Origin of the sequence: Streptomyces sp. Je 1-4 4N24 (assembly GCF_026239515.1) — a bacterium.
Lineage (GTDB): Bacteria > Actinomycetota > Actinomycetes > Streptomycetales > Streptomycetaceae > Streptomyces > Streptomyces nigrescens.
This window is the reverse complement of the sequence record NZ_CP110836.1, coordinates 8,116,332-8,141,300: the sequence shown is the minus strand read 5'-3', so window position 1 is coordinate 8,141,300 and position 24,969 is coordinate 8,116,332. Positions and strand designations below refer to the sequence as shown.

20 protein-coding genes and 3 pseudogenes are annotated in these 24,969 nt (G+C 69.4%); 13 read left to right on the top strand and 10 right to left on the bottom strand.

Annotated features, from left to right (window positions below; translation table 11 throughout):
• Positions 1-83 precede the first annotated feature (83 nt).
• Positions 84-1,076 (top strand): hypothetical protein, encoded by a 993-nt coding sequence (locus SLV14N_RS35220; RefSeq protein WP_208686649.1) that lies wholly within the window; start codon positions 84-86, stop codon positions 1,074-1,076.
• Positions 1,077-1,202: 126 nt separating this feature from the next.
• Here the strand turns inward: SLV14N_RS35220 and SLV14N_RS35215 are convergent, their stop codons facing one another.
• Positions 1,203-2,060: a G1 family glutamic endopeptidase gene (locus SLV14N_RS35215; protein WP_208686647.1), complete on the bottom strand. Its 858-nt coding sequence runs from the start codon at positions 2,058-2,060 to the stop codon at positions 1,203-1,205.
• A 406-nt stretch (positions 2,061-2,466) separates the two neighbouring features.
• On the opposite strand from SLV14N_RS35215, the gene SLV14N_RS35210 reads away from it, so the two are divergent.
• Together SLV14N_RS35210 and SLV14N_RS35205 are read left to right on the top strand one after the other, a co-directional pair.
• Entirely contained in the window at positions 2,467-3,144 is a 678-nt protein-coding gene (locus SLV14N_RS35210; protein ID WP_208686645.1) for a hypothetical protein, read from the top strand.
• Between the two features lie 347 nt (positions 3,145-3,491).
• Complete coding sequence (locus SLV14N_RS35205; protein ID WP_208686643.1) at positions 3,492-3,710, top strand: hypothetical protein; 219 nt, start codon at positions 3,492-3,494, stop codon at positions 3,708-3,710.
• A gap of 278 nt (positions 3,711-3,988) precedes the next feature.
• Here SLV14N_RS35205 and SLV14N_RS35200 read toward each other — a convergent pair.
• Positions 3,989-4,277 (bottom strand): annotated as a pseudogene (locus tag SLV14N_RS35200) (FxsB family radical SAM/SPASM domain protein); the annotation flags it as partial.
• A 204-nt stretch (positions 4,278-4,481) separates the two neighbouring features.
• Here SLV14N_RS35200 and SLV14N_RS39015 point away from each other — a divergent pair.
• From SLV14N_RS39015 to SLV14N_RS35180, 5 genes and pseudogenes are all read left to right on the top strand, one after another.
• A pseudogene (locus tag SLV14N_RS39015) lies at positions 4,482-4,766 on the top strand (M48 family metalloprotease); the annotation flags it as partial.
• A gap of 11 nt (positions 4,767-4,777) precedes the next feature.
• Complete coding sequence (locus SLV14N_RS35195; RefSeq protein ID WP_263272543.1) at positions 4,778-6,976, top strand: hypothetical protein; 2,199 nt, start codon at positions 4,778-4,780, stop codon at positions 6,974-6,976.
• 472 nt (positions 6,977-7,448) lie between these two features.
• A complete protein-coding gene (locus tag SLV14N_RS35190) occupies positions 7,449-7,661 on the top strand; it encodes a helix-turn-helix transcriptional regulator (RefSeq protein WP_208686637.1) in 213 nt (70 codons plus the stop codon).
• On the top strand, positions 7,630-8,037 hold the full coding sequence (locus tag SLV14N_RS35185; RefSeq protein ID WP_208686635.1) for a hypothetical protein: 408 nt from the start codon (positions 7,630-7,632) through the stop codon (positions 8,035-8,037). The genes SLV14N_RS35190 and SLV14N_RS35185 overlap by 32 nt, the downstream gene beginning before the upstream one ends.
• A 125-nt stretch (positions 8,038-8,162) precedes the next feature.
• The gene (locus tag SLV14N_RS35180; protein WP_208686633.1) at positions 8,163-8,336 is read left to right on the top strand and encodes a hypothetical protein; all 174 of its coding nucleotides are present in this window, start codon (positions 8,163-8,165) and stop codon (positions 8,334-8,336) included.
• 301 nt (positions 8,337-8,637) lie between these two features.
• On the opposite strand, the gene SLV14N_RS35175 is transcribed toward SLV14N_RS35180, so the two are convergent.
• Both SLV14N_RS35175 and SLV14N_RS35170 read right to left on the bottom strand, forming a co-directional pair.
• The gene (locus SLV14N_RS35175; protein WP_259670615.1) at positions 8,638-8,955 is read right to left on the bottom strand and encodes a hypothetical protein; all 318 of its coding nucleotides are present in this window, start codon (positions 8,953-8,955) and stop codon (positions 8,638-8,640) included.
• A gap of 341 nt (positions 8,956-9,296) precedes the next feature.
• A complete protein-coding gene (locus SLV14N_RS35170; RefSeq protein ID WP_259670614.1) occupies positions 9,297-9,587 on the bottom strand; it encodes a hypothetical protein in 291 nt (96 codons plus the stop codon).
• Positions 9,588-9,769: 182 nt separating this feature from the next.
• On the opposite strand from SLV14N_RS35170, the gene SLV14N_RS35165 reads away from it, so the two are divergent.
• Both SLV14N_RS35165 and SLV14N_RS35160 read left to right on the top strand, forming a co-directional pair.
• Positions 9,770-9,994: a hypothetical protein gene (locus SLV14N_RS35165; RefSeq protein WP_259670613.1), complete on the top strand. Its 225-nt coding sequence runs from the start codon at positions 9,770-9,772 to the stop codon at positions 9,992-9,994.
• Between the two features lie 113 nt (positions 9,995-10,107).
• Positions 10,108-10,297, top strand: a pseudogene (locus SLV14N_RS35160) (transposase); the annotation flags it as partial.
• A gap of 14 nt (positions 10,298-10,311) precedes the next feature.
• On the opposite strand, the gene SLV14N_RS35155 reads toward SLV14N_RS35160, so the two are convergent.
• A complete protein-coding gene (locus SLV14N_RS35155; protein ID WP_259670612.1) occupies positions 10,312-10,764 on the bottom strand; it encodes a hypothetical protein in 453 nt (150 codons plus the stop codon).
• Positions 10,765-10,780: 16 nt separating this feature from the next.
• On the opposite strand from SLV14N_RS35155, the gene SLV14N_RS35150 reads away from it, so the two are divergent.
• Together SLV14N_RS35150 and SLV14N_RS35145 are read left to right on the top strand one after the other, a co-directional pair.
• A complete protein-coding gene (locus tag SLV14N_RS35150; protein ID WP_311044713.1) occupies positions 10,781-10,903 on the top strand; it encodes a hypothetical protein in 123 nt (40 codons plus the stop codon).
• Between the two features lie 416 nt (positions 10,904-11,319).
• Complete coding sequence (locus tag SLV14N_RS35145; RefSeq protein WP_263272542.1) at positions 11,320-14,328, top strand: BTAD domain-containing putative transcriptional regulator; 3,009 nt, start codon at positions 11,320-11,322, stop codon at positions 14,326-14,328.
• A 61-nt stretch (positions 14,329-14,389) separates the two neighbouring features.
• On the opposite strand, the gene SLV14N_RS35140 is transcribed toward SLV14N_RS35145, so the two are convergent.
• The 5 genes from SLV14N_RS35140 to SLV14N_RS35120 all read right to left on the bottom strand — a co-directional run bounded on the left by SLV14N_RS35140 (position 14,390) and on the right by SLV14N_RS35120 (position 24,548).
• Positions 14,390-20,464 carry a non-ribosomal peptide synthetase gene (locus SLV14N_RS35140; RefSeq protein ID WP_263272541.1) on the bottom strand — a complete coding sequence of 2,025 codons (6,075 nt, stop codon included), beginning with the start codon at positions 20,462-20,464 and terminating at the stop codon, positions 14,390-14,392.
• Between the two features lie 29 nt (positions 20,465-20,493).
• Complete coding sequence (locus tag SLV14N_RS35135) at positions 20,494-20,700, bottom strand: MbtH family protein (RefSeq protein WP_259670611.1); 207 nt, start codon at positions 20,698-20,700, stop codon at positions 20,494-20,496.
• A 61-nt stretch (positions 20,701-20,761) separates the two neighbouring features.
• Positions 20,762-21,538, bottom strand: a complete 777-nt coding sequence (locus tag SLV14N_RS35130; protein WP_263272540.1) for a thioesterase II family protein — start codon at positions 21,536-21,538, stop codon at positions 20,762-20,764.
• Between the two features lie 155 nt (positions 21,539-21,693).
• Positions 21,694-23,517: a non-ribosomal peptide synthetase gene (locus tag SLV14N_RS35125; protein WP_263272539.1), complete on the bottom strand. Its 1,824-nt coding sequence runs from the start codon at positions 23,515-23,517 to the stop codon at positions 21,694-21,696.
• Positions 23,514-24,548, bottom strand: a complete 1,035-nt coding sequence (locus SLV14N_RS35120) for a TauD/TfdA family dioxygenase (protein ID WP_263272538.1) — start codon at positions 24,546-24,548, stop codon at positions 23,514-23,516. The genes SLV14N_RS35125 and SLV14N_RS35120 overlap by 4 nt, the downstream gene beginning before the upstream one ends.
• 134 nt (positions 24,549-24,682) lie before the next feature.
• Between SLV14N_RS35120 and SLV14N_RS35115 the strand changes: the two genes are divergently transcribed.
• The gene (locus tag SLV14N_RS35115) at positions 24,683-24,958 is read left to right on the top strand and encodes a hypothetical protein (RefSeq protein WP_263272537.1); all 276 of its coding nucleotides are present in this window, start codon (positions 24,683-24,685) and stop codon (positions 24,956-24,958) included.
• The last annotated feature ends 11 nt before the right edge of the window (positions 24,959-24,969 follow it).

Below are 24,969 nucleotides of genomic sequence, written 5' to 3'. Positions count from 1 at the left end.
GCGGTGCGCATCATGGTCGTGTGGAAGAGCCCGCTGCCGGAAGAACCAGGTCAGGAAGTCACCGGCCTTCGGACCTGTCGCGTGTGGAACAGTGGCTGGTACGGCACTATGCCTGGTTCGGGCTGGCTTGTGTCGCCGGGTACACCGCACAGTGGGGCCCGGGTGTCTACATCCGTGATCCACTGCATGCGTCGGGCTTCATGCTCTTCTTCGTCGCCCTGTTCTGGTCACTCACGGTGCCGAATCGGATGAGCGTGACGCTGTCTCGACTGCAGGCGCGGAACGTGCTCTCCCCGGCTCGCGAAGTCGCCGTCCTTGAGGATCAACTGTGTGATTCGGCACGCCGGTGGGCCCGCGCCATGAGCGTGGTCACCGTGGTTCTCATCGAGGCGGCCTTCATCGCCGCAGTCGGCTTCTCGAACCCGGTCCTCATGGTGATCGAGGGGGTCATGGCCATCCCGGTCGGCCGGTTCCTGGGGCGGGCCGTGTGCTACGGATGGCTGGGGCGGCGACTGCGTGCGAATCAGGCGATCAAACTGATCGTGCAGCCCGGACACGTCGACGGCGCGGCCGGCCTCAGGCCGATCGGCAGCCTGTATTTATTCCAAGCGATGCTGGTCTCCCTCATTGCCCTCTACCTCTCTGTGTGGTGGCTCCTCATGGAGCTCGTTCCACGCTTCAAAGCGCGATACGGGTACTGGCAGGATGCATACCTGGGACTCTTCCTCGTCGCCCTCTGCTGTGTCGCCGCGGCGTTCCTGCTCCCCATGTGGACGTTTCACCTCAGCATGCGGGAGGCGAAGCAAGCGCTCGCACCCGAGGCCGATCGCATCAGCATCGATATCTCCGCTGAAAAACAGCACCTGCTCTCCATGAACGACGGCGTGGACGCCACGCATCATCAGGAGTATCTCAACCGCCTTGACCAGCGCTTTCAAACCATCGAGAAGATGCCGACCTGGCCCGTCTCCGCAGCAATGCGTAACTGGTTCACGGCCAACATGCTGGCGCTTCCGCTGCCTGTACTCGCCGGCCTCGTTCCCGTGTTCGTGCAGTCGGTCCTTACGGGAAACTGATCCGGCCCGTTGGCCTCGCACCAGGAACCGCGTCATACCGGTGGCAGGCGAGACCGGCGACGACCGGATGCGCCATCACGGTCCAGCGTGACGCGACACTTGGGAGCGGCCTCCCGGCCAGAGCGATCAGGCCGCTGCGTACACGGCTTTGAAGGCGTGATCGTTGAGCCTCACGGGCTTGGCGAGGGTCGAGCCGTGTTCATCGACCATGGTGATGGCGTCGCCCGACGTGAGCGACCGGCTGTCTCTCGTTGTGAAGGCGATGACTTCGTCGAAGTAAACAACTCCGAAGTGGGCCAATGGGTCGATAGGTTGGTTGCCGTCCCCGCGAGTGACGCCCACGTCGATCGTGACGGCAGGGGGAAAACCGGTGTCGACCCTGAAGTTCATCGTCTGCGATCTGGTCTCGTTGGCGAGGAAGTAGTGCGCTGTGCCGGGCGGCTTGGTGTCGAGACACAAGGCGCCGCTGATCACATCGCCGGGCCCGACCGGCAGGTCGATCGGCCCGACAGCTTGTGCCCAGAGCTTGCTGGTGACGTTCTGCGTGGCGTCGACGGTCATCTCCACGTGGACATCGAGCAAGCCGAGACCGACGTAGGTATGGAAGTGGTTGGGACCGTTCGGGCTGGGGCTGAACCGCAGGTTGGGCACCGTCCAGGTGACGGACAGAACGGTGAACGGCGAGTGGCTGACGAGGCTGTAGCCGCACGACTCAATGGGTGCCGGCCCCAAAGCGCCGGCGATAACTGCCTCCTTGGCCGCCGTCACGTTGTCCGGCCGCGGCTCGAGATGGTCGAAACTGCGGTAGCGGCTTGCCCGTCGCTCCCACAGGGCGGCCATGCCCGGCTGGGTCTGGGGGTCAGGCCGTAACGGCAGCCCGTGCCTCTCCAGATCCTCCTCAGTGGCGGTGAACGGATCGAAGTCCTGGGGCGGAGGTGGGTGGAGCCGCGCCCCTCTTCTGTCGGGGGCTTCCTGTCTAGTCATGACACTCTCCTCCCGATAGACCGATCCGAGTACCTGCGTACCCAGTGTCTTGCACGGTGTCGGAGCCTGTCATCCGGAGCCGACAGGCGCGGGAGCGCCGACTGGGCCACGTTCGGCCTGGGGACCACCAACGACCTGCGAAGGCGGGAGAAAGCCAGCTGTGCCAAATCGAGCAGCGTTCGACGGGCAACACCCAGCTAACGTCGGCGAGCACACCAAGAACTATGGAGTGCTCGCATTGGCCCATGAGCGGCTGAGGTGGCCCGTCTGAGCGCCATAGCTGGCCCGCCCGGCGATTCCCCTCGAGGGAGCAAGCGAGCGCCTCTCCGGACGCTGCGGAAGAGCGGGCAGAGCATGCGCACAGGAAGTCTGGACGAGGTCGTCCCGGCGCAGCACACTCGTCGTAATGGCCTTTGGTGCGGGGGGATGCATGCGGAGTTCCGAGTCCTGGGTGTTGCTCGCGCCGTTGGGCATGATGTCAGGGATTGGGCTGGCCGCCGGTGGCGGCCATGCCGTGGTGGCGGGCGATGCGAGCGGCTGGCCCTGGCTTGTGGCGGGCCTGGTCGCCGGTGCACTGGCGGCGAGCGGGATCAGGCGCCTCGTCGCGGAAAGCGGCGGGCAAGATCATTCCGCGTCTCGCGGCGATGCGGCGTTAACTCCGCCCGACCCGAGGGCCCTGCGGCGAGGCGCCTGGTCCCTCGGCGCGATCACCCTGCTCTGGGCGGTTGCGACCTCGCTGGTGGCGGCTCTCCTCCCGTGGTCCGCGCGCACCGGATCCGCATCCTTCGGCATACTGGTCGCGGTGGTGGCACTCGCCGCCTTCTTCGCGATGACGTCCGCTGTCGCACTCCGCCGGATACTGCGTGGCATCCGGTCCGCCGCTCGTTGGGGCTTCGTCTCCGCCGTCTTCCTGGCCCTCTGGGCCCTCGCTTATGTGGGAGATGACTGGGCTGGCGGTAGCGATGTGCGTGCGGCGGTGGGAGTTGCTGTCGCCGTTGTCGCCGGGGGGTTGGCGCTTGTGCTGGACCGGATGGAGCGCAGCGCTCGCGGCGCCTGTGGAGATGCGGATGGCCGCAGGGACTGAAGCGTGGCACTCGACGCCACCTTGACCAAAGAGCGCGCATTTCGATCGGTCCATGGCTCGCCTGTGCTGTTGCGGGGACCGTGCGGAGCGCCCAGCATGGTCCGCGTCAGGGAGACTGCACGACACTCATCACTGGGCAATACGAACCGTCGTCGCACCTCTCTCGACCGCACCCGAGCCGCGGACACAGGTCAAGCGCCCAGGTCAGTGGCCCTTCCACACAAGCACCACGGTTGGCCTCGCGGGCCGGCTCGGACGCTCAGGCACAGGAACGCGCGGATCCGGTTGCGTGATCTTCCAAACTGGTGCTCCGCCTGACAACGGGCAGTCGGCATTAGGCTGCGCCATTGAGCCACCACCAGCCGAACGATGCCGACCTCCTGCTGGCCGAACGCCAGGTCTGCTGCGATCCGCCCAGGCCGGTGCCCGGCGCCGCGCGGCCGCAGGTGGCGCGGCGCGTCGGTGAGGGCCGCGGTCAGGCCAATGGCGTCGGCAAGATCGCGCAGCAGGCTGGATCCGGCATGGCTGACCACCCCAGGGCCGTCGGACGATTCGCGACCCGGTGAGTGCACTTTCGCTTTCCTGATCAAGATCCTGACGCCGCGGCAAGTGAAACGTGCAGGCTAGCGGCTCAGCGATCTCGTGCCGTACGGGGCTCACCGAGTCGCCGTCCACAAGCGTGCCGCTACGGTCTGAGAGCCCCCGGTCCGGTCTGTGGTACCGCGTCATCCGTACCATCGACGACCTCAACCCGTGCCTGGTTTTGACCGAAGGCGCCCGAGGGCTCTTGGCTCCCGCTGCCGGTTCCCCTGGCCACGTAGTCGAATTCACGCAACGCTCCCCCCAGTCGGCGCGAAACGTGTCGGATGAGGTGTTCGAGGTCACGGCAGTACACCGAAGGGTTGAGAAAGCCCTCACCCGCGCGGTAGCGGTGCGCATAGTTCCCACCGCCGCACACAGTCACCACGGGAACAGGCTTGACATGTTGCGATCAGAGTGGCGGTTCCCAGCTGCCGTGCGACCACGCCGGGGCGATTCAAGGCCTCATCGAAAGAGTGGCGGAACACGTCCATGCCGGTCACAGCCGCCCCGTGGTAGGCCGTCTTGAGCGAGTCGACCTGCTCGACGGTACCGGCCGCGCAGGGTTCCAACTCCTCCACAAACGAGTGCTCCTGGCATAACGAAGAGTGGCCACTGCACGGAAGCTGTGCCAGAACCCGAGAACGGGCAGCACCCTGTTGAGGTGGCCGTAGCCGGCCCTCGGGATCGAACATCGCCGGCCGCCGTGACACAGCGCAACCGCCATCGCGGGCCTGTCCCGGGATGGCGGTTGCGCCGTGCTCAGTTCAGCCGGGTGGTGGCGTAGGCCTCGATGGAGTCGCGCTGGTACGCAGCCAGCCCAGTTGGCGCAGGTGACCGGGCTGAAGCGGGTGCCGCGGGTCGTCGTGGATCCGTCTGCCGCCTCAACCGGCGCCGCGGTGTTCGGCCGCAACCGCCGTCCGACAGTGTGCCTGCACGCTGGTCTACTCGCCGGAAGGGCCACGGCGCCGGAGGACTTCGAGGCGGTGCTGCTGCACGAGCTGGCCCACATCCGCAACGGTGACGTCACTCTCACCTACGCCACGATCGCGCTGTGGCGGACGTTCATCGCCGCCGTATCGTTCCTTACGCGGTGGGCTTCGGAATCCTCATCTTCAACTCGTACGCCCCGGAAACGCCGCCCTACGAGGTCGCGCTTCCTGGGTGGCGTGCCCTCGTCCTCCCGCTTGCCATGACGCTGGTTGTCTACCTCGCGAGGTCGGACGTGCTGCGCAGCCGGGAGCTCCATGCCGACCTCACCGCTGCCCACTGGGGTGCAAACCCCCGTATCTGGGGTGCCGCTGAGCCAGCTCCGCCCGCGCGGGTGCTGCCTCGCGCGCTGCATTCGTTCATCGAGCTCTGGCGCACACACCCGCGGTGGGACTTTCGGCGAGAGGCGCTGGCCGACTCCACGCCGCTGTTCGAGGTGCCCGCCCTGCTGATGTTCCTGACGGGAACCGCCGTCGTCATGGTCAACGGCCAGCTGTGGCAATTCGTCGGCGACTCCGACCGTGTGGGTCAGTGGGAGTGGAACGTGGCGATGGCGCTTCCGCCCGCCGCGCTGGTCACCGGGGTCGCGGGCACAGTCCTGTGGCGTTCGGTGGTTCACCGGATACTGACCAGGCGACGCAGGCTCTCCGGGGCATGGGCGGGCCTTTGGCTCGGTACCGGGATGACGGTCGGTGAACTGTTCGGGAACCGGGTCGCGATTCACCGGTGGCTGCCCGGCGAGCCTTTGGTGGCGCTGCTGTTGGTGCTCGCGGGACTGACGTTCGCCTGGTGGGTCACCCAGTGTTCCCACCTGTGGGCCATTGTCTGGCGCGGCCCGACGATCCGCCCGCCGATGATGCTGGTCCTGGCGGGCGCGTGCCTGGCGCTGTGCGCATGGTTCTGGTGGTGGCAGACCTCCGGCGTGATCCTCGCAAACGCACCGGGGCTCCTGGCCAACCTCCCGGGGCCGGGATCCGAAGGGCTGCTGGTGGGTCCGGCCGGGGAGTACACCGCAATCCTCGCCACGGCCGAACGCGCGGTGGCACCGCTGACTACCACGGTCGCCGTCCCGCTCGCGCTGCCGGCGGTCGCCGTGTTGTGGGTGGTGCCGCTGCTGGCCTGGACGGTTCACCCGCTGCCCTCGGGCCGGGTTCGCAGCGCCGCGCCGGACACCGACGAGTCGGCGATCCCCGACGTGCCGCTGCCGCCGCTGCGTCGCGCCCTGTTGGCCGGACTGCTCGGTGGTGTTCTGTGCTGGGTCGGAGCCGCGACCGTGAAGGCCCATATGCACGCCTGGCAGCCACCGGCCCGGCTCCGGGGGATCGCTGGTGCCCTCCTATTCCAGCACGGGGTGAGCGCCGCTCTTCTGGTAGGAGCCGCAGTCGCGGCACTCGTCGCAAGTCTGCTTGTCGGCCGCTACCGGCTGATCGCCGCGCTCGTCGCAGCCCACACCGCCGCGCTGGCAGGCTACGGCGGCGTATGGGTGCTGTCCGCGTCGGACGGTTGCATCCAGGGCATCAGCACGTTCACGTCCGCCTGTGGCTGGCGGCCGGCCGCAGTCTGGCAGGCATTCCAGTACCTCCTGGGCATCCTCATCATCCTCGTCACCATCGTGGGCATCGCCTCGGCCGCGGCCACCTCCGCCGTCCGAAGAGCATTCCGCCGTTGGACCCGCCCCACAGCCTCCGCACCGGCCGGGAAAGAACCTCGAAGGCTGGTCCTGCGCCGCCTGGTCGTAGGGGTGCTGTGCGCGGGGGCCATCGGGGTTCCCGCAGCACTTCTGTCCCTCCCGAAACCCTCGGGCAACAGCGCGGCAGCGTCGGCCGCGAAGCCCACTGCACATCCGTGGCTCGCCGCCCAGGAAGCGTCAGCGCAGGCAGAAGCCTGGTACGCCTTGGGCGGCCGGGACCTCCTCGTCCGCTACACCGACACCCTCGGGCAGCTGCGTGCTCTCGGGCCAGACGCACAGCAGTCCTCGGACGGCAACGCGCTGATCGAGTCTCGACTCCCCTCGATCTGCGCCGGGTTCGGGAAGATCGCGCAGGACGCCAACACCTACTTCCCCGTCCCGGCCCCTCGGATCCTGCCGAGCTGGAAGACATTCACCACGATGGCGGCTAAAGGCAGTCAGGATTGCCTGACCAGCCTCGACCAGAACGACGCCGCTCTCCTCGCCACCAGCTTGAAGGAGATCAACCAGGCGACCGGCGCCGTCGACTCGATCAGCGCATGGGTCACCGCAAGCAGGACAGGACGCCCCTAACCTAACGGCATGGCGATGCGATCGAGAGCAGAGGGCTCGCCGGGGTCGGTGGTGTGGTCGGCTCAGCGCCAGTTGCCGGTGGGACGTTCCTCTCCCTCATCGTGTTGCGGCTCTTCTTCGGTGTCGACGGTGCTGGTGGCGGGCCAGAGAACGAAGGGACCGTCCGACGTGGGAACGGACGCGCACATCACTGCTCCACGGAAGTTGAGCCAGAACCCGAGACCTGACACCGTTTGTCGATGAGTTCAGACAGCGCTTGTCGATCACAGCGCCGCGAAATGCCGGTGAGAAGTGACACCACCGGAGCCGCACTCGCGGGCGGGGTGGTGGCCTTCCAAGGGGCGGTCGGGGATGCACTCGCCCTTCCATACCGGAATGGCCACCAGCACGGTGCCCGAGGCGCCGCGCGAGCACTGCCCTCCCTGTAAAGCAAGCTTGACAGCCGCTGAGGGGTGACAAGTAAGCTTTACACATGCGAAACAGCGTCAGGAAGCTGCGGTCGTCACGAGGGCTCTCCCAGGGCCAGCTAGGCACATCCCTCGGAGTCTCACGGCAAACGATCAACGCCATCGAGACCGAGCGGTACACACCTTCCCTGCCGCTCGCCTTGTCCATGGCCACGTTCTTCGAGGTCAGCGTTGAGGAGATGTTTCATGTCGATGAGAGCCCAGCAGGTGACCAGTAACGGAGCCAGGCGGTCCGTCCCCGGCTTCTTCCTCGTCGTCGGGGTCGCCTGCCTTGTGGCCGCGACTTTCGGCGGCCGCCTCGCAATCGGCCTGGTGGCGTTCGGGATCCTGGCGGTCTGCAGTCTTGCCTTAGTGCTGCTGGGACGCCGGAGCGAGACCTATCAGGGCCTCACCGAGAAGGTTCCCGACGAGCGCTTCGCCCGGATCGCAGGGCGAGCCTGGGCCGGCACGGGCGTGGTGCTTACCGTGGGGAATCTCTACGCCTTCATCGGTGAGCTGGCATCCGGAAGAAGCGGCGATCCGTACTTCTGGTTCGTGGCCACCGCCGCCATCGCCTACATCGCGTTCGTCGCCTTCTGGTCTCGGCATACCTGAGAAGCCATCGCCTCGAACGGCTCGCCACCGTAGTCCGACCAGACAACGCGATCAACCTGGTCACCTCGACCGCACTGTGCTCGGCCACCAGCCGGTCGAAGATCCGCTTGATGGTGTGCCGCTGCTTGCGCGGCGCGTCCAGGTCCGAACTGGTCCTGCCGCTCGCCGACGTGCGGGGCACCTTCCTCGTCGCCGGGCTGCTGACCGTCGGGGCCTGCGCGGCCCTGCTCGGCGGGCGGCTGCAGCCTGGGGCCCCTTCACGCTCCTGCGGCCAGCTCACGGTTGACCGCCTGCGTTGACGAGACTGACCGTACGTCCCTCAGCCAGTCACACTGATTTGACCTGGGCAGATAGGCGCGCGGTCTAGATAAGCAGCGCGACCAGGCCGAAGGAGACCGTTCCCTGCCAGAGCGACCGCATGACTCGACGGTATGCACCGACCGCTCAGGGCGCCGCCCTTCAGCATCCGTCCGGGGCGCGCGGTGGACCGACGGCAATAGCGGGGCGTGGTGGCCGTCGCCCGGGCTCCTGCCGACCGTGCTCCTTCAGCCGTCGGCTTGGTTCCCGGCGATCTCGTCCAGGAGGTGCGGACCGCGGTGGTTACCGCTTGCCGGACCTGAACACCCCTGCCGAGTGCCCGCTTCCCTGACCAGCCTTTCCCGGACGCAGCGTCCACGGGACGGGGAAGGTGTGGGTCAGCCACTCGTTGGCGACCAGCCGCTGGACGATGAAGCCCCGCAGTTCACGCGACTCCAGCCGCCAGTCCATCCCCGAGCAGAGCTGCATGATCGACGGGCCGTGGCCGTGCTCGGCCCGCCAGGACGCGGCGAACTCGGCAGCGCGGGGGCCGCGGTCGGGCTGTGTGTCCTTCCACGCGCCGTACGCGTTCCGCACCTTCGACAGAACCTGCCTGGGCACAGCCGGCTGCATGAACGACTGCGCCACCCGATCCAGGGGCAGCGCGCACAGCGAGCAGTGCTCCACGGCCTCGGCGTGACGGCGCCGGACTCACCCCGCCCCTTCCATACCTCCCAGCGCAGGCGGACGAGCGCCATGCTGTCGTGTGAGCGCGGGTGCATGCCGGACAGGTGTCGTACGGACTCGTCCAGCAGATACCGGTCGTCGGCCAGGTCGACGACGATCCCTTTCGACATCAGCTTGGGCAGCGCCTGGCGGCAGTGCTCGGGCATCTCGTCGGGCAGGACGCCGTGGCGGTCGTTCGAGCTGTGGGCGGCCAGGAACAGCGCCGCCAGCTGCGCCTACGTGGAGGACTTCTTGGCCGGTTTCGCTGCGAGCGTGCGGTTCGTCCATCCCGAGACCCGCGACCGCGCCGTCCTACTGACCGGCAGCTCCTCGGGCAGGTTCGGCACCGTGACGGCAACGGGAGTTTCGCCATCACCGTCCAGCGGGTCGCCCGCGAAGTGCCAGCCGCGAGCGGTGAGAGTAGCGACAGCCCCCTCCGCGTCGGCCAGATGCAGAGAGCCCAGATCCTGCCCGGTGATATTTCCGGTCCCGCAGCGGGCCGAACGGATGGCGATCACCGCGGCCAAGAGCTGCGCGTCGGCACCTGAGAGCGGTGATTCGTTGGCGCGATGCGTCTATGCACATCCGTTCTTTGCGGATGGGGCTGAAGGGGCCTGAGCCGACAGGCTCAGGCCCCTCATCTATGCCCCGTCCGCGTCGGCTCGATCAGGGGCCGTGACCGGGTGGAAGCCGGCCAGTTGTGCTGGTCATGAGTGACATCGATGACCGGCTTCTGGCGCTGGTGGACGGCGTGGTCGACTGCGACGAGCAACGTCTTCCCCTACTGACGTTGCGCGAGGCTCAAGCGGCAGTGGAGTTGCTGCAACTGCTCGGCTTCAGCAGCGGCGAGGGAAGCGTATGCGGCCCGGCATCTGGCCGGCAACCTGGCCCGTCGGATCGCGACCGACGGGTGATGTCGCGGAAGTCGGTATAGCTGGTGGGGCCGGGGTTCCTTGACGCGAGATCCACGGTGAGCTGCGATGACTCCGCAGCATGGCCTACGGAAGCGCGGACGTCGAGGTCGTCCAACCCGCCCCCGGTGTCCCAGGGTTCAAGGTGATCCCCCGACGTTGGGTGGTGGAGCGGACCTTCGGCTGGCTCATGCACCACCGACGACTCGCCCGCGACCACAAGACCCACCCCCACCGCTCCGAAGCCATAATCCACGTCGCGATGAATCGACCTCATAAGCCGCAGACTCACCCGCGAATCCACCCCGAACTGGCGCGGCACCTGATCGTCGGCCGGCAGTCAGACCTCGCAGGGCCAGACAGTGACGTGGTCCCGTGCCACACAGACCTCGACCCACGACCCATCGACACCTTCCGGCAGCGGCGGGTCGGCAAGATCAAACAGGATCAGCGCGCCACCCAATTCCAGGACAGCCCCACCGTCTTCGGCGAGGCTCAGCTGTCCACGAAAGACGATGCGACCGCCGTCTTCCCGCAGCCCAGAGGCGCCAGAGGCACTTGGCCAGGTGTTCGTCTCCCAGGCGATGCCCTCATCTACGGTCCACTCGACGTAGTGTTCTCGCCCCACTGCTTCAAGGGCCCCCTGCCAGAGCACCACAGCAGTGCCCACTGCTGAGTGCACCCGGACAGTCATGGGCCTCGACGGGGCAGGCTGCACTGCCGCTACTTTGACCAACACCCCGCCATGATCCTCGATCGGTTTTCCAAACACCCACGCCAGGACAAAACGCACTTTTATGTGTCATCTCATGCACATCGCCTGGTCCGGCCTGCGCACCTACAACCTGGGCCAGCCACAGCAACGCATGAGCTACTACCGCGCCGTCCTGGCCGAAGGACAGCACCACCTCGGCTCTACGGTGCCGGCCTAAACTTCACTGCCACTGCGGGGCCCGACGCGCCGTCGCCGCGCCGTCGATGACGCGGTCGCAGCAGCCCCCTCTGCCACCGGTGCAGGCACGACCTGAACCATCCGCCCGCCTGACGGGGGGCGACATCTTCCGCATCCTGGCCGGGCAATCCCCCAGCGTCGGTACTTCACTCAGTACTCAGTTGTGCGATCTTCGATTTACAGGTCGGCGCACAGGCGAAACCCCAAGGCCCGGGCGAGGCGAGGGATGGTCTGGTCGTCCCCTGCTCGGCCGCCGCCACTCCTCGCTCAGTCGCCGCGACATCGGTACTTCCGCGGGTATTTGCCCCTACTCATGCGCCGCAGCGCGTCAACACCGGTTTTTTGTCGGTTAGTTGATATACAGGAGCAATGTCACACTTATCCGCACTACACGGAGTGGCCCACCTCCGGCTGCTCGGGCCCGTCGAATATGTCTCGGCTGACGGAACGGCCGGACGGCCCGGAGCGCCGGGACCACAGGCCGTACTGGCGGCGCTGGCACTCCGTGCGGGGACCCTGGTGACGATCGATCAGCTGGTGGACGGTCTGTACGACGACGATCCGCCCGCCTCGGCCCGCCGAGTGATCGTGAACTATGTCCATCGGCTGCGGACATACCTCGACCGCGCGCCCGTCGCGGGCGGGGAGGGTGGCGCCGAGGCCGGTGGAGACGGTGGGGCCACGGTCATCGGGACCATGGCGGACGGCTATGTCCTGCGGATGCCGGCCGAGCGTGTCGACGCTCTGCTGTTCGGCCAACTCACGCTGCGGGCCCGGCGCGCGGCCGCGCAGGGCGATCCCGCGTACGCCGCATCCGTCCTGAAGGGGGCGCTCGGTATGTGGCAGGGCCCGGCGCTGGCCGGGCTCCCCGGGCCCTACGCGCAGGAACAGCGCCGGGCGCTCGCCGAACAGCGGGCCTCGGCGACGGAGCACCACCTGGAGCTGTCGCTGGCGTGCGGGCGGCATGAGGAGGTGGTGCCGGAGATCCTGTGCGCTCTGGAGGCCTATCCGTACCGGGAGCGGCTGCACGGTGCGCTGATGCTGGCTCTGTACCGGTCGGGGCGGAGCGCCGATGCGCTGCTGGCCTACGATCACGCCCGCCAGGTATTCGCGGACGAGATGGGCATCGATACCGGCCCCGCCCTCGACGAGTTGCACGCCGCGGTGCTGGCGGGTGACCGGACTCTGTTGGCGGTTCCTGATACGGCGAGGACCGCTGCCGTCCCGGCCGAGGTGCAGGTCCGGTCGACTGTCCGCGCGCTGGGGGCGCCCGCCCAGTTGCCGGCCGTACCGTGCGACTTCACCGGTCGGCACGACGAGATCTGCACCCTGGTCGCCGCGCTCAGCGGGCACGCCGCGCACCCCGTCGCGGTCATCACAGGGATGGGCGGCATAGGCAAGACCGCGCTGGCCCTGCGCACCGGGCATGCCGTCATGGGGTACTTCCCCGACGGCCAGTTGTACGCCGAACTGCGCACACCGTGCGGCGCTCCTGGTGACCCGGCCGACGTTCTGGCCGCTTTCCTGTCCTCACTGGGCGTGCCGCACGAGCGCCTGCCGGCTTCGGTGAGCGACCGCGCGGCACTGTTCCGCACCCTGCTGTCGGACCGCGCCGTGCTGGTGGTGCTGGACAATGCCGCCAGCGTCGCCCAGGTCGAGCCGTTGCTGCCCGGCGCCGACCGGTGCGCGGTCCTGGTCACCGCCCGTGCGCTGGCGGCGCTGCCGGCCGCCGTCAAGGTGTCGCTGAAGGGCCTCGAACCCCACGATTCCGTGGAGCTGATCGGCAAGGTCGCCGGTATCCAGCGGATCGAGGAGGAGCCGGACGCCGTCGCGGCACTCGCCGCCGCCAGCGGCCATCTGCCGTTGGCGCTGCGGGCGATCGGCGCTCGCCTCGCGCTCCGGCCGGCCTGGCCGGTCGCCACGCTGCTGTCCCGGATGTCCGACGATGCCAGGCTGCTCGGGACACTGCGGGTCGGTGAGCTGACGGTCGAGGCGGTGTTCGAGCAGTCGTACGCGCAGCTCTCCCCGCAGCGGGCCCGGGCGTTTCTGGAATTGTCCCTTCCGCACTGCGTCGAGTTCGGTGTGAAGGGTGCCGCCGCGGTTCTCGAACTTCCGGAGCGGGAGGCGGAGGACGTACTGGAAGCCCTGGTCGACGCGGTACTCCTGGAGACCCGCGCACCGGGCCGTTACCGCTACCACGATCTGGTCGGGGCCTATGCGCGGGCGACGGCCCGAGTGGAGCTGACCGACGAGGAACTCCGCCACGTCGTGCGCCGCGCGGCCGACTTCATGTGTGCCAGTGTCGCCGGAGCGGTCCTGGCGACCCAGCCGCTGGGCGGTCGGCTGACCGCCGAGCTGCGACCGCGGCGGTCGGCGGGCGAGGACGTGGGGACCGGCCAGGAGGCGATGCGGTGGATACGGAGAGCGCTGCCCACCGTGGCCGCCGTGGCGGAGCAGGTGGCCGGCAGCGGAGACGCGGAGGCGGTGGCACTCGCCGTCGACGGGCTGATGCTGGCTCCCTGCTTCGAGGAGAGCGTGCCCCTCGGGATGCTGGCGCCGGCGGCCACCGCTCTGGTGCGGTCCGCGGTGGCTTACTGCGACGAGGACGTGGTGGGCACGGCTCATTACGCGGCCGGGGTGATCCTCAAGAAGCACTCCTCGCTGGACTGCCTCGACCGCTCACGGGCGCATCTGCTGAAGGCACTGGAGATCTTCGGTGAGTCTCCCGCACCCGCCGATGGCCTCCGGCCCTTCCTGACGGTTCTCTTCACCCATGCGATGCTGGCCCACCTCGACGCCATGTGCGCCGACTTCAGCTCGGCCCGCGCCCATGCGGAGCGGTCGGTGGAGATGGCGGTGGTCACCGGCGATCAGGGGCTGGTCACACGGCGGCGCACCCTCCTGCTCCAGATCCGGGCCCAGGACCCCGGCAGCAGGAGGGACCTGGCCCGGATCCGTGAGCAGTGCCGGGAGCTGGCCAAGCTGCTGACCTGCGGCAATGACGTAAGGTGGCTGATCCGGGTGATGACGACGGAGGCGGACACCCTGTTGTACGGCGGGCGTCCCGCGGAGGCGGCCGCGCTCTACCGCCAGGTGTTGCCGCGCGCCCGGACCACCGGCTATGCCCGGAACGAGACCGAGTGTCTTTACCGGCTCGCCGAGGCACTCCTGCTGACCGGGGACGCCCATGCCGCCGTCGACCATGCGCGGCAGGCCCTTCAAGGGGCTCAACTCGCCCAGGAGCACCTGCTGATGGCGCGCAGTCACCAGGCTCTCGGCAGGGCCCTTCAGGCCGGGCGGGCCGAGTACGTGGACGAGGAGGCGGCGGGTCACTTGGAGAAAGCCGCGGAACTGTACCGGGTTCTCGGGCTCCATACGGGTTCCGGGGCTGCCGTCGGTCAGTGACCACGGCCCGCCCGGACACCGCTGAGGGTCCGAACGGGACGCGATCAGCTGCACTGTGGCGTCACTTCCTGTGCCTGGCACACCAGTTGGCCAGCACCGGGCCGATCTGCGCGAGCTGCTCTGGGCGGGTCAGTTCGCCGTGCGCGCCACGTACGGGGGTGACGGCGAGCCGGCCCGTCACATGGGGCCGCCAGGCCTGCGGGCGCTGCATGCCCGGAACCCAGCCCTCGGTGGCCTCGAAGAACAGCACATCACCCCGGAACGAGCGCGGAACGAATCCGCTCTGGAGGCGACTGTTGCGGGCGAACACCCGGACCATGGCCGCCAGGCCCTGTTCCCCGAGCAGGGCGAGCGGGCCGGCCGTGGCGTCCGCCTGGTGCCCGAGGGAGTCGAACAGGGCCTGACGCAGTTCTTCCGCGTCCGGTGCGTCGCCCCGGTCCGTCCCTGATCCGCTCTTCTCCGTACTTCCTTCGTCGTGGCCCTCGGCGGTCGCGCGCGACGGGTAACTGTCCATCAGCACCAGCGAGTTGACCTTCTGCCCGGCCTCCTGGAGCCGTACCGCCATCTCGTGGGCCACCACCCCGCCGAAGGACCAGCCGAGGAGCGAGAAGGGGCCGTCCGGCTGTACCGACCTGATCTGCGCGAGGTAGGCCTCCACCATCTCCGCCATGCTTTCCGGAGCCGCGTCGGGCTCGGTGAGCCCGTGTGCCTGGAGGCCGTACACGGGCTGGTCGGGTGCCAGGTGGCGGAGCAGCCCGGAGTACACCCAGCTGGTTCCGGCCGCCGGGTGGACGCAGAAGAGCGGCTCGGGGGGTGTGGCGCCACGTGTGCGGGACGGCGAGGCCGCCCGGCGTACGGAGCGTAGCGGGAGCAGGACCGCGAGGGAGTCGTCGGGCGTGTCCTGCGAGAGCCGGTCAGCGAGTCCGGCGACGGTGGGGGCATCGAACAGGGTCCGGATGCCCAGCTCGGCGCCGAGCACCGAACGCGCCCTGGCGATCAGCCGGGTGGCGAGCATCGAGTGGCCGCCCAGGGCGAAGAAGTCGTCGTCGATGCCCACTTCGGGCACCCCGAGGACCTCGGCGAACAGCCCGCACAACAGCTCCTCGCGCACCGTTCGCGGGCCTCGGCGGCGCTCCACCGTCCCGTCACCCGGTGCCGGCAGCATCCGCCGGTCGAGCTTTCCGCGCGAGGTCAGCGGCAGGGCGTCCAGGAACACGAACGACGACGGAACCATGTGGCGGGGCAGTGACGCCGTGGCGAGGCGACGCAGCTCCACGGCATCCGCCCGGCCCTGCTCCGTCGGAACCACATAGGCGACCAGCTTGCGCTCCCCCGGCCGGTCCTCCCGGACGATCACCGTCACCTGGCGGACCGCGTCGTGTCCGGCGAGCACCGACTCCACCTCGCCGGGTTCGATCCGGAAGCCGCGGACCTTCACCTGGTCGTCGGTGCGGCCCATGTATTCCAGGACACCGTCGGCGCTCCAGCGCGCCAGGTCCCCGGTCCGGTACATGCGCTCCCCCGGCTCTCCAAACGGGCAGGCCACGAACCGCTGTGCCGTCAGCCCCGGCCGGCCCAGGTAGCCGCGGGCCGTCCCCGCTCCGGCCAGATACAGTTCGCCGACCACCCCGGCGGGCAGGGGACGCAGGCCCGCGTCGAGGACGTACATACGGTTGTTGCCGATCGGCCGGCCGATCAGTGGCCGCTCGTGTTCCGCCGCCGCGCCGTGCGACACATACACGGTGCACTCCGTCGGGCCGTAGGAGTTGAAGCCCTCGGTCCCGGAAATGGCGCGGAGTTCGCTCCACAGCGCCTGGTCGACAGCCTCGCCGCCGAGCTCGACGATCCTCGGTTGCGAGGGCTGCCCTGCGGACAGCATGCCCGCCGTCATCAACTGCCGGCAGTACGTCGGCGAGATCTCCATGTAGTCGATGCCCGCGGCGCCGATGTAATCGACCATCGCCTCCGGATCGCGGCGGACCTCGTCGTGCACGAGGTGCAGTTCATGGCCGCCCAGCAGCCACAGGACCGGCTCCCAGGAGGAGTCGAAGGTCAGCGGTCCGGTCACCAGGGCACGGAACCGGTGGTCCCCGGCGGCCGCCACCTGAGGCGCGAACACCGCGAAGTGGGCGTGGAACAGGTTGCTGAGATTGCGGTGCTCCACGGCCACCCCCTTCGGCCGGCCCGTCGAACCTGAGGTGTAGATGACGTAGGCGAGATGGTCCGGGCGCAGCGGTACGGGCCGGTCCGCAGGGTGCGGATCGACCGGCGTGTACCGGCTGAGGGACTGACGCATGGCGGGGTCGTCGAGGACCAGCACCTCTAGCGAGGGATCGGCCCCCGGACGGAGCCGGGCCACGTTCTCCCTGTCGGTCAGCAGGAAGGACGGCGCGGCGTCCGCCAGCATCAGGGCGATCCTCTCCTCGGGGTACTCCGGGTCCATGGGCACGTAGCAGCAGCCCGCCTTGAGCGCGGCCAGCAGCGCGACGATGTGCTCGCCGGCCCGTGGGAGCAAGGTGGCCACTCGCTGTTCCGGCCGGATGCCCTGGCTGATCAACAGCCAGGCCAGCCGGTTCGCGCGGGCATTCAGCTCACGGAAGGTCAGCGTGCCGTCGGCGTCGACCACCGCGGCGGCATCCGGGCTGTTCCGTACCTGTTCCTCGAAGATCTCGTGCACCAGCCGGTCGTCCGGCAGCGGAAGGGCGGTGTCGTTCCACCGGGAGAGGATGCGCACGCGCTCCTGCGGGGAGAGCAGTTCCATCGCTCCGATGGGAGTGTCCGGGGCAGCGCCGGCGGTGGTGAGGAGGCGCAGCAGCCGCTGGGTCAGGGCCTCGGCGGTGGCACGTTCGAACAGGTCGGCCGAGTAGTGCAACAGGCCGTCGACGCCGCCGGGGCTGCCGTCGGCGCCGTGCCGTTCGGTGAAGGTGAAATCGAGGTCGAATTTGGTGGGGGCGGTGTCGAGGGGTTGAGGGGTGATGGTGGTGCCGGGGAGGTCGAGGGTGCCTTCGGCGTTGTTCTGGAGGACGAGCATGGTCTGGAACAGCGGGTGACGGGCGGTGCTCCGGTCCGGGTTCAGCCTCTCCACCAGCTGCTCGAAGGGCAGATCCTGGTGGGCGAACGCCGCCAGATCCCCTTCCCGTGTCCGGGCGAGCAACTCGCCGAACGACGGATTGCCCGAGGTGTCCGTCCGCAGCACCAGCGTATTGACGAAGAACCCGACGATGTCGTCCAACGCCTGATCGGTCCGCCCCGCCGTCGCGGTACCCAACGGGATGTCCGTACCGGCCCCCAGCCGCGTCAGCAACGCCGCCAGCCCCGCCTGAAGCACCATGAACAACGTCGCACCCCGCTCACGCGCCAACGACTCAAGACGCCCATGCAGGTCGGCGGGCAACTGGAAGTGGACGAGACTGCCGGAGTGGGTGGGCTGGGGCGGGCGGGGCCGGTCGGTGGGGAGTACGAGTTCCTGCGGAAGGTCCCTCAGCGTCCCGGCCCAGAATTCGGCCTGCTCCTTGCCCACGTCCGCCAGAAGCTCACGCTGCCACAGGGCGTAATCCGCGTACTGGACCGGCAGCGGCTCCCACACGGGAACACTGCCGGTGAGGCGGGCGCGATAGGCCATGGACAGATCGCGCAGCAGGGGCACCAGCGACCAGCCGTCGCTGGCGATGTGATGCAGCGTCAGCAGAAGCAGGTGGTCTTCGGGGCCGACGGTGAACAGGGTGACCCGCAGGGGCAGTTCCTCGGCAAGGTCGAAGGGCGTGAAGGCCGCGGCGTGGAAGCGGGCGGAGATCTCGTCGGCGGGGCACGGCACCACGGTGACCTCGACGGCGGCCTCGTCGGGGGCGAGCAGCTGCTGGTGCGGCTCGCCGTCGTGGGCGGGGAAGACCGTACGCAGCGCCTCATGGCGCCCGACCACATCGTCAACGGCGGACCGGAGGGCGTCCGCATCCACCGGGCCCCGCAGCCGGAAGGCGAACGGCGCGTTATAGGTCGGACTCTGCTCCAGACGGTCCAGGAACCACAGCCGCTGCTGCGCGAACGACAGCGGCACCACCGCCGGCCGCGCCCGCGCCGTCACCGCCGGCCGGGCCGCGGCACCGTCGGCCAGCAGATCCGCCAGCCCCGCGGCCGTCGGGGAGCCGAAGAACTCCCTGACGCCCAGCTCCACGCCCAGCACCGAACGGATCCGGCTCAGCAGTCGAGTGGCCAGCAGCGAGTGTCCGCCCAGGGCGAAGAAGTTGTCCGCCACCCCCACCGTCGGCACATCCAACACCTGGGCGAACAGCTGACACAGCACCTCCTCCCGCGCCGACCGCGGACCACGCTCGCCCCTCCCGCCACGGTCGGGGCCGTCCCCGGACGTCGGGCCGGCCCCTGCGGCACCGCCGGGGTCGGACGCGCGACGGGCCGGGAGCCGGTGCTCGGCCGTCCGGTCCAGTAATGCCCGCTCCTCTGCCCGCGACGCGAAGATCTCCAGCGAACCGATGGCGGTGTCCGGTGCGTCCGCGGCGGCGTCGAGAAGGCGGACGAGGAGGCCGGTCAGGGTGTCCGCGGTGGTGCGGTCGAACAGATCGGTGGCGAACTGGAGGATGCCGGACATGCCCAGGGGGCGTTCGTCGGCGTCCCGCTCCTCCGTGAAGCTCCAGCCGAGGTCGAATTTGGAGGGGGCGGTGTCGAGGGGTTGGGGGGTGATGGTGGTGCCGGGGAGGTCGAGGGTGCCTTCGGCGTTGTTCTGGAGGACGAGCATGGTCTGGAACAGCGGGTGACGGGCGGTGCTCCGGTCCGGGTTCAGCCTCTCCACCAGCTGCTCGAAGGGCAGATCCTGGTGGGCGAACGCCGCCAGATCCCCTTCCCGTGTCCGGGCGAGCAACTCGCCGAACGACGGATTGCCCGAGGTGTCCGTCCGCAGCACCAGCGTATTGACGAAGAACCCGACGATGTCGTCCAACGCCTGGTCGCTCCGCCCCGCCGTCGCGGTACCCAACGGGATGTCCGTACCGGCCCCCAGCCGCGTCAGCAGCGCCGCCAGCCCCGCCTGAAGCACCATGAACAACGTCGCACCCCGCTCACGCGCCAACGACTCAAGACGCCCATGCAGGTCGGCGGGCAACTGGAAGTGGACGAGACCGCCGGAGTGGGTGGGCTGGGGCGGGCGGGGCCGGTCGGTGGGGAGTACGAGTTCCTGCGGAAGGTCCCTCAGCGTCCCGGCCCAGAATTCGGCCTGCTCCTTGCCCACGTCCGCCAGAAGCTCACGCTGCCACAGGGCGTAATCCGCGTACTGGACCGGCAGCGGCTCCCACACGGGAACACTGCCGGTGAGGCGGGCGCGATAGGCCATGGACAGATCGCGCAGCAGGGGCACCAGCGACCAGCCGTCGCTGGCGATGTGATGCAGCGTCAGCAGAAGCAGGTGGTCTTCGGGGCCGACGGTGAACAGGGTGACCCGCAGGGGCAGTTCCTCGGCAAGGTCGAAGGGCGTGAAGGCCGCGGCGTGGAAGCGGGCGGAGATCTCGTCGGCGGGGCACGGCACCACGGTGACCTCGACGGCGGCCTCGTCGGGGGCGAGCAGCTGCTGGTGCGGCTCGCCGTCGTGGGCGGGGAAGACCGTGCGCAGCGCCTCATGGCGCCCGACCACATCGTTCACGGCGGACCGGAGGGCGTCCGCATCCACCGGGCCCCGCAGCCGGAAGGCGAACGGCGCGTTATAGGTCGGACTCTGCTCCAGACGGTCCAGGAACCACAGCCGCTGCTGCGCGAACGACAGCGGCACCACCGCCGGCCGCGCCCGCGCCGTCACCGCCGGCCGGGCCGCGGCACCGTCGGCCAGCAGATCCGCCAGCCCCGCCACGGTCGGCGAACCGAACAGTTCGCGGACGCCCAGCTCCACGCCCAGCACCGAACGGATCCTGCTCAGGAGTTGGGCAGCCCTCAGCGAATGGCCGCCCATGGCGAAGAAGTTGTCCGCCACCCCCACCGTCGGCACACCCAGCACCTGGGCGAACAGCCGGCACAACACCTCCTCCCGCACCGACCGCGGACCACGTTCACCCCTCCTGCCACGGCCGGGGCCGTCCCCGGACGGGACTGTGTCGTCGGTCTGCTCCCCGACCGCGGGGCTCTGCGCTTGTGTCATGGTGCTCCTCCCTTGGAGACGGAGATGGGTCAGTTGCCGGTGGCGGGCCGCGGCGACAGATCGCGCCAGTGCTCCTCGATGTGGTCGAGGCAGGCCTGATATCCGTCGGCGCCCCGGGTCACCGTCCAGCCCTGCGGAGGTGCCAGGTGCGACGGCCACAGGGAGTGCTGGTTGTGCTGGTTGACCAGGACGAGATAGGTGCCGTCGACGTCTTCGAAGGGGTGCGTGTGCGTCACGGGGAATGTCCTTTCAGGTGGCAGGGAGCGGTGTGGGGCGGAGCGTTCCCGTTCGGCGGGCTCAGACCGCGGCGTGTGATGCCGGTGCGGTGAGCGGTGCGATGTGGGCCGGCAGCTGCCGCCAGATCTCCGGGGTGTAGAAGTGCCCGCCGGGCAGCACATCGTGGCGGTACGCACCGCGGGCGACCCGACGCCACTGGTTTCCGGCGTCCGGCTCGATGACGTCGTCGTCCGTCGCGGAGAGCATCTGGACGGGGACGCCCACCGTGGCCCCCGGCCGGCAGCGGAAGGTGTCACGGACCCGGATGTCCGCACGCATGAGCTCCACGGCCATCTCCTGGAGTCCCGGGTCCGCCAGGACGTGTTCGGGCATCAGTCCGTTGGTGCGCATCCAGTCCAGCAGCTCGGCGTCGGTGTCCTGGCGCGCGGGGAACATGTCCCGTGGAGTCAGACCGCGGTCCGGCGCGTTGCACGAGGAGACGACCAGCGCCTCCGGTGCCGGGCCGGCCGCATCCTCGATCCGGGCCGCGACGTCGAAGGCCATCCATCCGCCCATGCTGTGCCCGAACAGGACGTACGGCCCGTCGGCCGCGGAGAGCACGGCGGTGGTGGCGTCCGCGGCGAGTTCCTCCCAGTCGGCCGCGTACGGCTCCAGGAAGCGCCCCTCCCGGCCGGGGTAGCAGATGGCGGAGAGGGCCACCTCGGCGGGCAGGCTGTCGCTCCAGGAGTGATACGGCCCGGTGCCGCCGCCGCAGAAGCCCAGGCAGAGGAGCGTGCGGACGGTGTGGCGGTCCGGTGGTTTGATCGGGATGACGGTGGTGTCCTGAGGTCCGGCCATCGTGGCCCTCTCCCTGTCTGTGTGGGGGCTCTGTGGTGCTTCTTCGGTGTTTCTTCGGCGTCGCTGTGGTGGCGGATCGCGGTATCCGTGCAGGCGACGCGGTGACAGTTGGCGCGGTAGGTGCGCGGTGGCCGCGCGAGGGGGATGCCGGACCGTCAGCGGCCGGTGCGCAGGCTGTCGACGTGCCGCGCCAGGTCCCTGAGCCGTGGATGGCGGTAGACCTCACGGGCCGACATGGCGACCCCCAGCTGCTTCTTCAGCCGGGCCACGACACGCAGGGCGATCAGCGAATGGCCGCCCATGGCGAAGAAGTCGTCGTCGGCCCTGATGTGCTCACGGCCCAGGACCTCGGACCATACGGCCGCTATCAGCGTCTCGGCCTCGCCCTCCGGAGCGCTGTCCGGGTCCGCCGTGGCCGGCTCGGGCACGGGCAGGGCAGCGAGGTCGACCTTGCCGTTCACGGTCAGCGGTATCGCGTCGAGTGCGAGGTAGGCGGTCGGGAGCATGAACTGCGGCAGGGCGGCGGCCAGATGGGCGCGGAGCGTGCCGGGAGTGGGGGTGCCGGTGGCAGGTGTGTCGCCCGCGGCATCTGTCGTCGCCACGTAGTACGCGGCGAGCTGTTCGCCGGCGGCCGTGCCGCTGTGCAGGGTGACCACGGCGGACGCCACGCACGGATGGGTGGTCAGCGCGGCCTCGATGTCGCCCAACTCCACGCGGTATCCGCGGAGTTTGATCTGACGGTCGCTGCGTCCGCGGTATTCCAGGGAGTTGTCGGCGCGCCGGCGCACCAGGTCTCCGGTGCGGTACATCCGCGTGCCGTCGGCGGCGAACGGGTCGGCGACGAACCGCGAGGCGGTGAGCGCGGGCCGGTTCACATAGCCGACGGCCAGCTGCCGTCCAGCGAGGTAGAGCTCGCCCTCCTCGCCGAACGGCACCGGCCGCAGCGCGGCGTCGAGGACATGGCACCGGACTCCCGGCAGGGGACGTCCGATGTGCGGAGCGAAGTCCTCGATCCAGGCGGCGGTGGCGTCCACCGTGCACTCGGTGGGGCCGTAGAGGTTGACCGCTTCGAGACGCCGGGCGTCGTGTGCGGCCGCCAGCTCCCGCCAGGTGCCCTCCGGTACCGGCTCGCCGCCCATGAACAGCCGGAGCCGTCGCCCCTCGGCGGCGCGTTCGAGCAGGTCGTCGCGGAGCAGCGGCCAGTGCGAGGGGGTCAGGTCGAGGTCGTGCACCCCGTGCTCGTCCAGGGCTGCCCGCAGCATGGCCGGGTCGGTGCGCTCCGCCTCCCCCAGGACGACCACGGTGTCGCCCCGGCACACCCGTGCCCACTGCTGGACCGAGGCGTCGAAGGAAACGCTGGCGTTCCATGCGACGACCCGGTGCCCAGGGTCGTAGAGGCCCGCCTCCTCCAGCCCGGCGACCAGTGCCGCCACCGCGCCCCGGGTGGTTTCGACGCCCTTCGGTACGCCCGTCGAGCCGGAGGTGTAGATGACGTACGCCGGGGTCCGAGCGGAGACCGGTACGGCCGGAGCCGGAGTGTGCTCCGGGGCCGGGGCCTCCGGAGGGGGTGCGACCGGAAGGGTACGGACACCTTCCGGCCACACCGGGCCGTCACTTCCGCCGGTCAGCACCACGTCGATGCCCGCGTCACGCACCATCGCGTGCAGGCGTTCCTGCGGATAGGCGGGGTCGAGCGGTACGTAGGCGGCGCCGGTCCGCCAGACGGCGAGCAGCGCGACGACGAGGTCGGTGCCCCGGGGCAGGCTGACCCCGATCCGCCGGCCGGGCGCGGCGCCGTGGCCGGCCAGCACTCCCGCCAACCGGGCGGTGTGCCGGTCGAGTTCGGCGAAGGTGAGCGCACCGTGGTGGCTGACCGCGATCCGGTCCGGGGTCGCCGCGACGGCCTGCTGGAAGCGGGTCAGCAGATCGACGGCGTGGTCCGGTGCGGTCTGGCGGGGGTCTTCGAGGAGCTCGGTCATGCTGTCCGCTCCTCTCCAGGGGCGGGCGGCACGGTGGGCCGGCAGCCCGCGAGGTCGACGGGTTCGCCCATCGCGACGACGATGCGGCGGTCGCCGCGGAAGGGGTCGCGGCCATGGGTGGCCAGCACGTTGTCGACGAGCAGCACATCGCCCGGCTGCCAGGCCTCGCGCACCGTCGCACCCTCGTATGCGGCGTTGATGGCGTCGAGTTCGCCGCGCGTCAGCGGCACGCCGTCGCCGAGGCCGGTCTCGAAGGGCAGGCCGTCCGGCCCGAATTCGTCGAGCAGGGCCTCCCGGATCTCCTCGTCCAGCGACCAGGAGTTCCAGAACGCCATGTGATTGAACCAGACCTCCTCCCCCGTCTGCGGATGCCGGATGATCCCGGGCCGCAGTTGCCGGGTACGCAGTCCGCCCGAGGCGTCCCATTCGCAGGAGATGAGGTTGTCGGCGCAGTACTTCTCGGCCCGCTCCCGGGTGTCGGCGGCGAACGCGGTGCGCCAGTCCAGGGAGATGTGCTCGGAGTAGTTGCGGGTCAGCAACCAGCCGGCCGAGCGCATCCGCTCGACGAGCGGGGAGGGTATCCGGCGGAGCACTTCGCGGCAGTCAGCGACCGGTGTCGCGCCGCCCTCCTCCGGTGCCGTCAGGCAGGAGAACAGCAGCAGACCGGGGAAGGTCAGCGTGTAGCTGTTCTCGTTGTGCATACGGATCGGCTGGTTGGGCGGGAGGTCGGTGGAGGAGTAGACGTCGTTCCCGTAGCTGCTGCGGGGGGTGGCCTTCTCGCGGTAGGGAGTGCGGCGGGGCACCAGGACGTCGCGTACTGCCGCGAAGTCCTCGACGTCACGGACCGGGAGGCCCCGCAGGTACACCGCACCGTGCCGGTGCAGTGCGGTGCGCAGCTCCGCGTGGACCGAACCGAGCCACTCAGCTGCTTCGGCGGCGTCTGCGAAGCGGGGGACGTGCGCCATCGCCGGCTTACCGGGTTCGAGGGTCCAGGCGGGGGGTCCCGCGGTGGCGGACCGGGAAGAGCTCATGGTTGTGCGCTGCCTCTCGTGTCGTTGCTGACGGATGTCCTGGAACGCTGCTCGGAGGAGGTCACCCCCATCCGGTGTCGTTCCGGATCTCGGACGGGTGGCGCATGTGCTGCACGGGGCCGGAGAGCGGGAACATGGAATTCCTTTCACGTCATGGGGAAGGTGCGGACGGTTCCGCGGGAGAAATCGGCGCGGTACATCGAATCGGCGCGGTACGTCGAATCGGCACCGGACTCGGCTCAGTTCGTCCCGCGTACAGCACGCTGGACGTTCTGCCGAAATGCGCTGCGGAATTGCTCCGGCCGCGGGTGCCGGTCGCCATTTCCGGCCGTGCCGACGCGTTTCACGTTGCCATCGAGAAAGGCGTGCACCAAGAGCGTTCGGGGATGGTGTTCATGCCTGTCGCATAAAGGAGAGGGGA

Bases quoted from the DNA above. Each gene is read 5' to 3' on its own strand.
- SLV14N_RS35215 (WP_208686647.1), bottom strand. From the start codon at position 2,060: ATGACTAGACAGGAAGCCCCCGACAGAAGAGGGGCGCGGCTCCACCCA.
- SLV14N_RS35210 (WP_208686645.1), top strand. From the start codon at position 2,467: ATGGCCTTTGGTGCGGGGGGATGCATGCGGAGTTCCGAGTCCTGGGTG.
- SLV14N_RS35190 (WP_208686637.1), top strand. From the start codon at position 7,449: ATGCGAAACAGCGTCAGGAAGCTGCGGTCGTCACGAGGGCTCTCCCAG.
- SLV14N_RS35185 (WP_208686635.1), top strand. From the start codon at position 7,630: ATGTCGATGAGAGCCCAGCAGGTGACCAGTAACGGAGCCAGGCGGTCC.
- SLV14N_RS35165 (WP_259670613.1), top strand. From the start codon at position 9,770: ATGAGTGACATCGATGACCGGCTTCTGGCGCTGGTGGACGGCGTGGTC.
- SLV14N_RS35150 (WP_311044713.1), top strand. From the start codon at position 10,781: ATGCACATCGCCTGGTCCGGCCTGCGCACCTACAACCTGGGCCAGCCA.
- SLV14N_RS35140 (WP_263272541.1), bottom strand. From the start codon at position 20,464: ATGACACAAGCGCAGAGCCCCGCGGTCGGGGAGCAGACCGACGACACA.
- SLV14N_RS35130 (WP_263272540.1), bottom strand. From the start codon at position 21,538: ATGGCCGGACCTCAGGACACCACCGTCATCCCGATCAAACCACCGGAC.
- SLV14N_RS35125 (WP_263272539.1), bottom strand. From the start codon at position 23,517: ATGACCGAGCTCCTCGAAGACCCCCGCCAGACCGCACCGGACCACGCC.
- SLV14N_RS35120 (WP_263272538.1), bottom strand. From the start codon at position 24,548: ATGAGCTCTTCCCGGTCCGCCACCGCGGGACCCCCCGCCTGGACCCTC.
- SLV14N_RS35115 (WP_263272537.1), top strand. From the start codon at position 24,683: ATGGAATTCCTTTCACGTCATGGGGAAGGTGCGGACGGTTCCGCGGGA.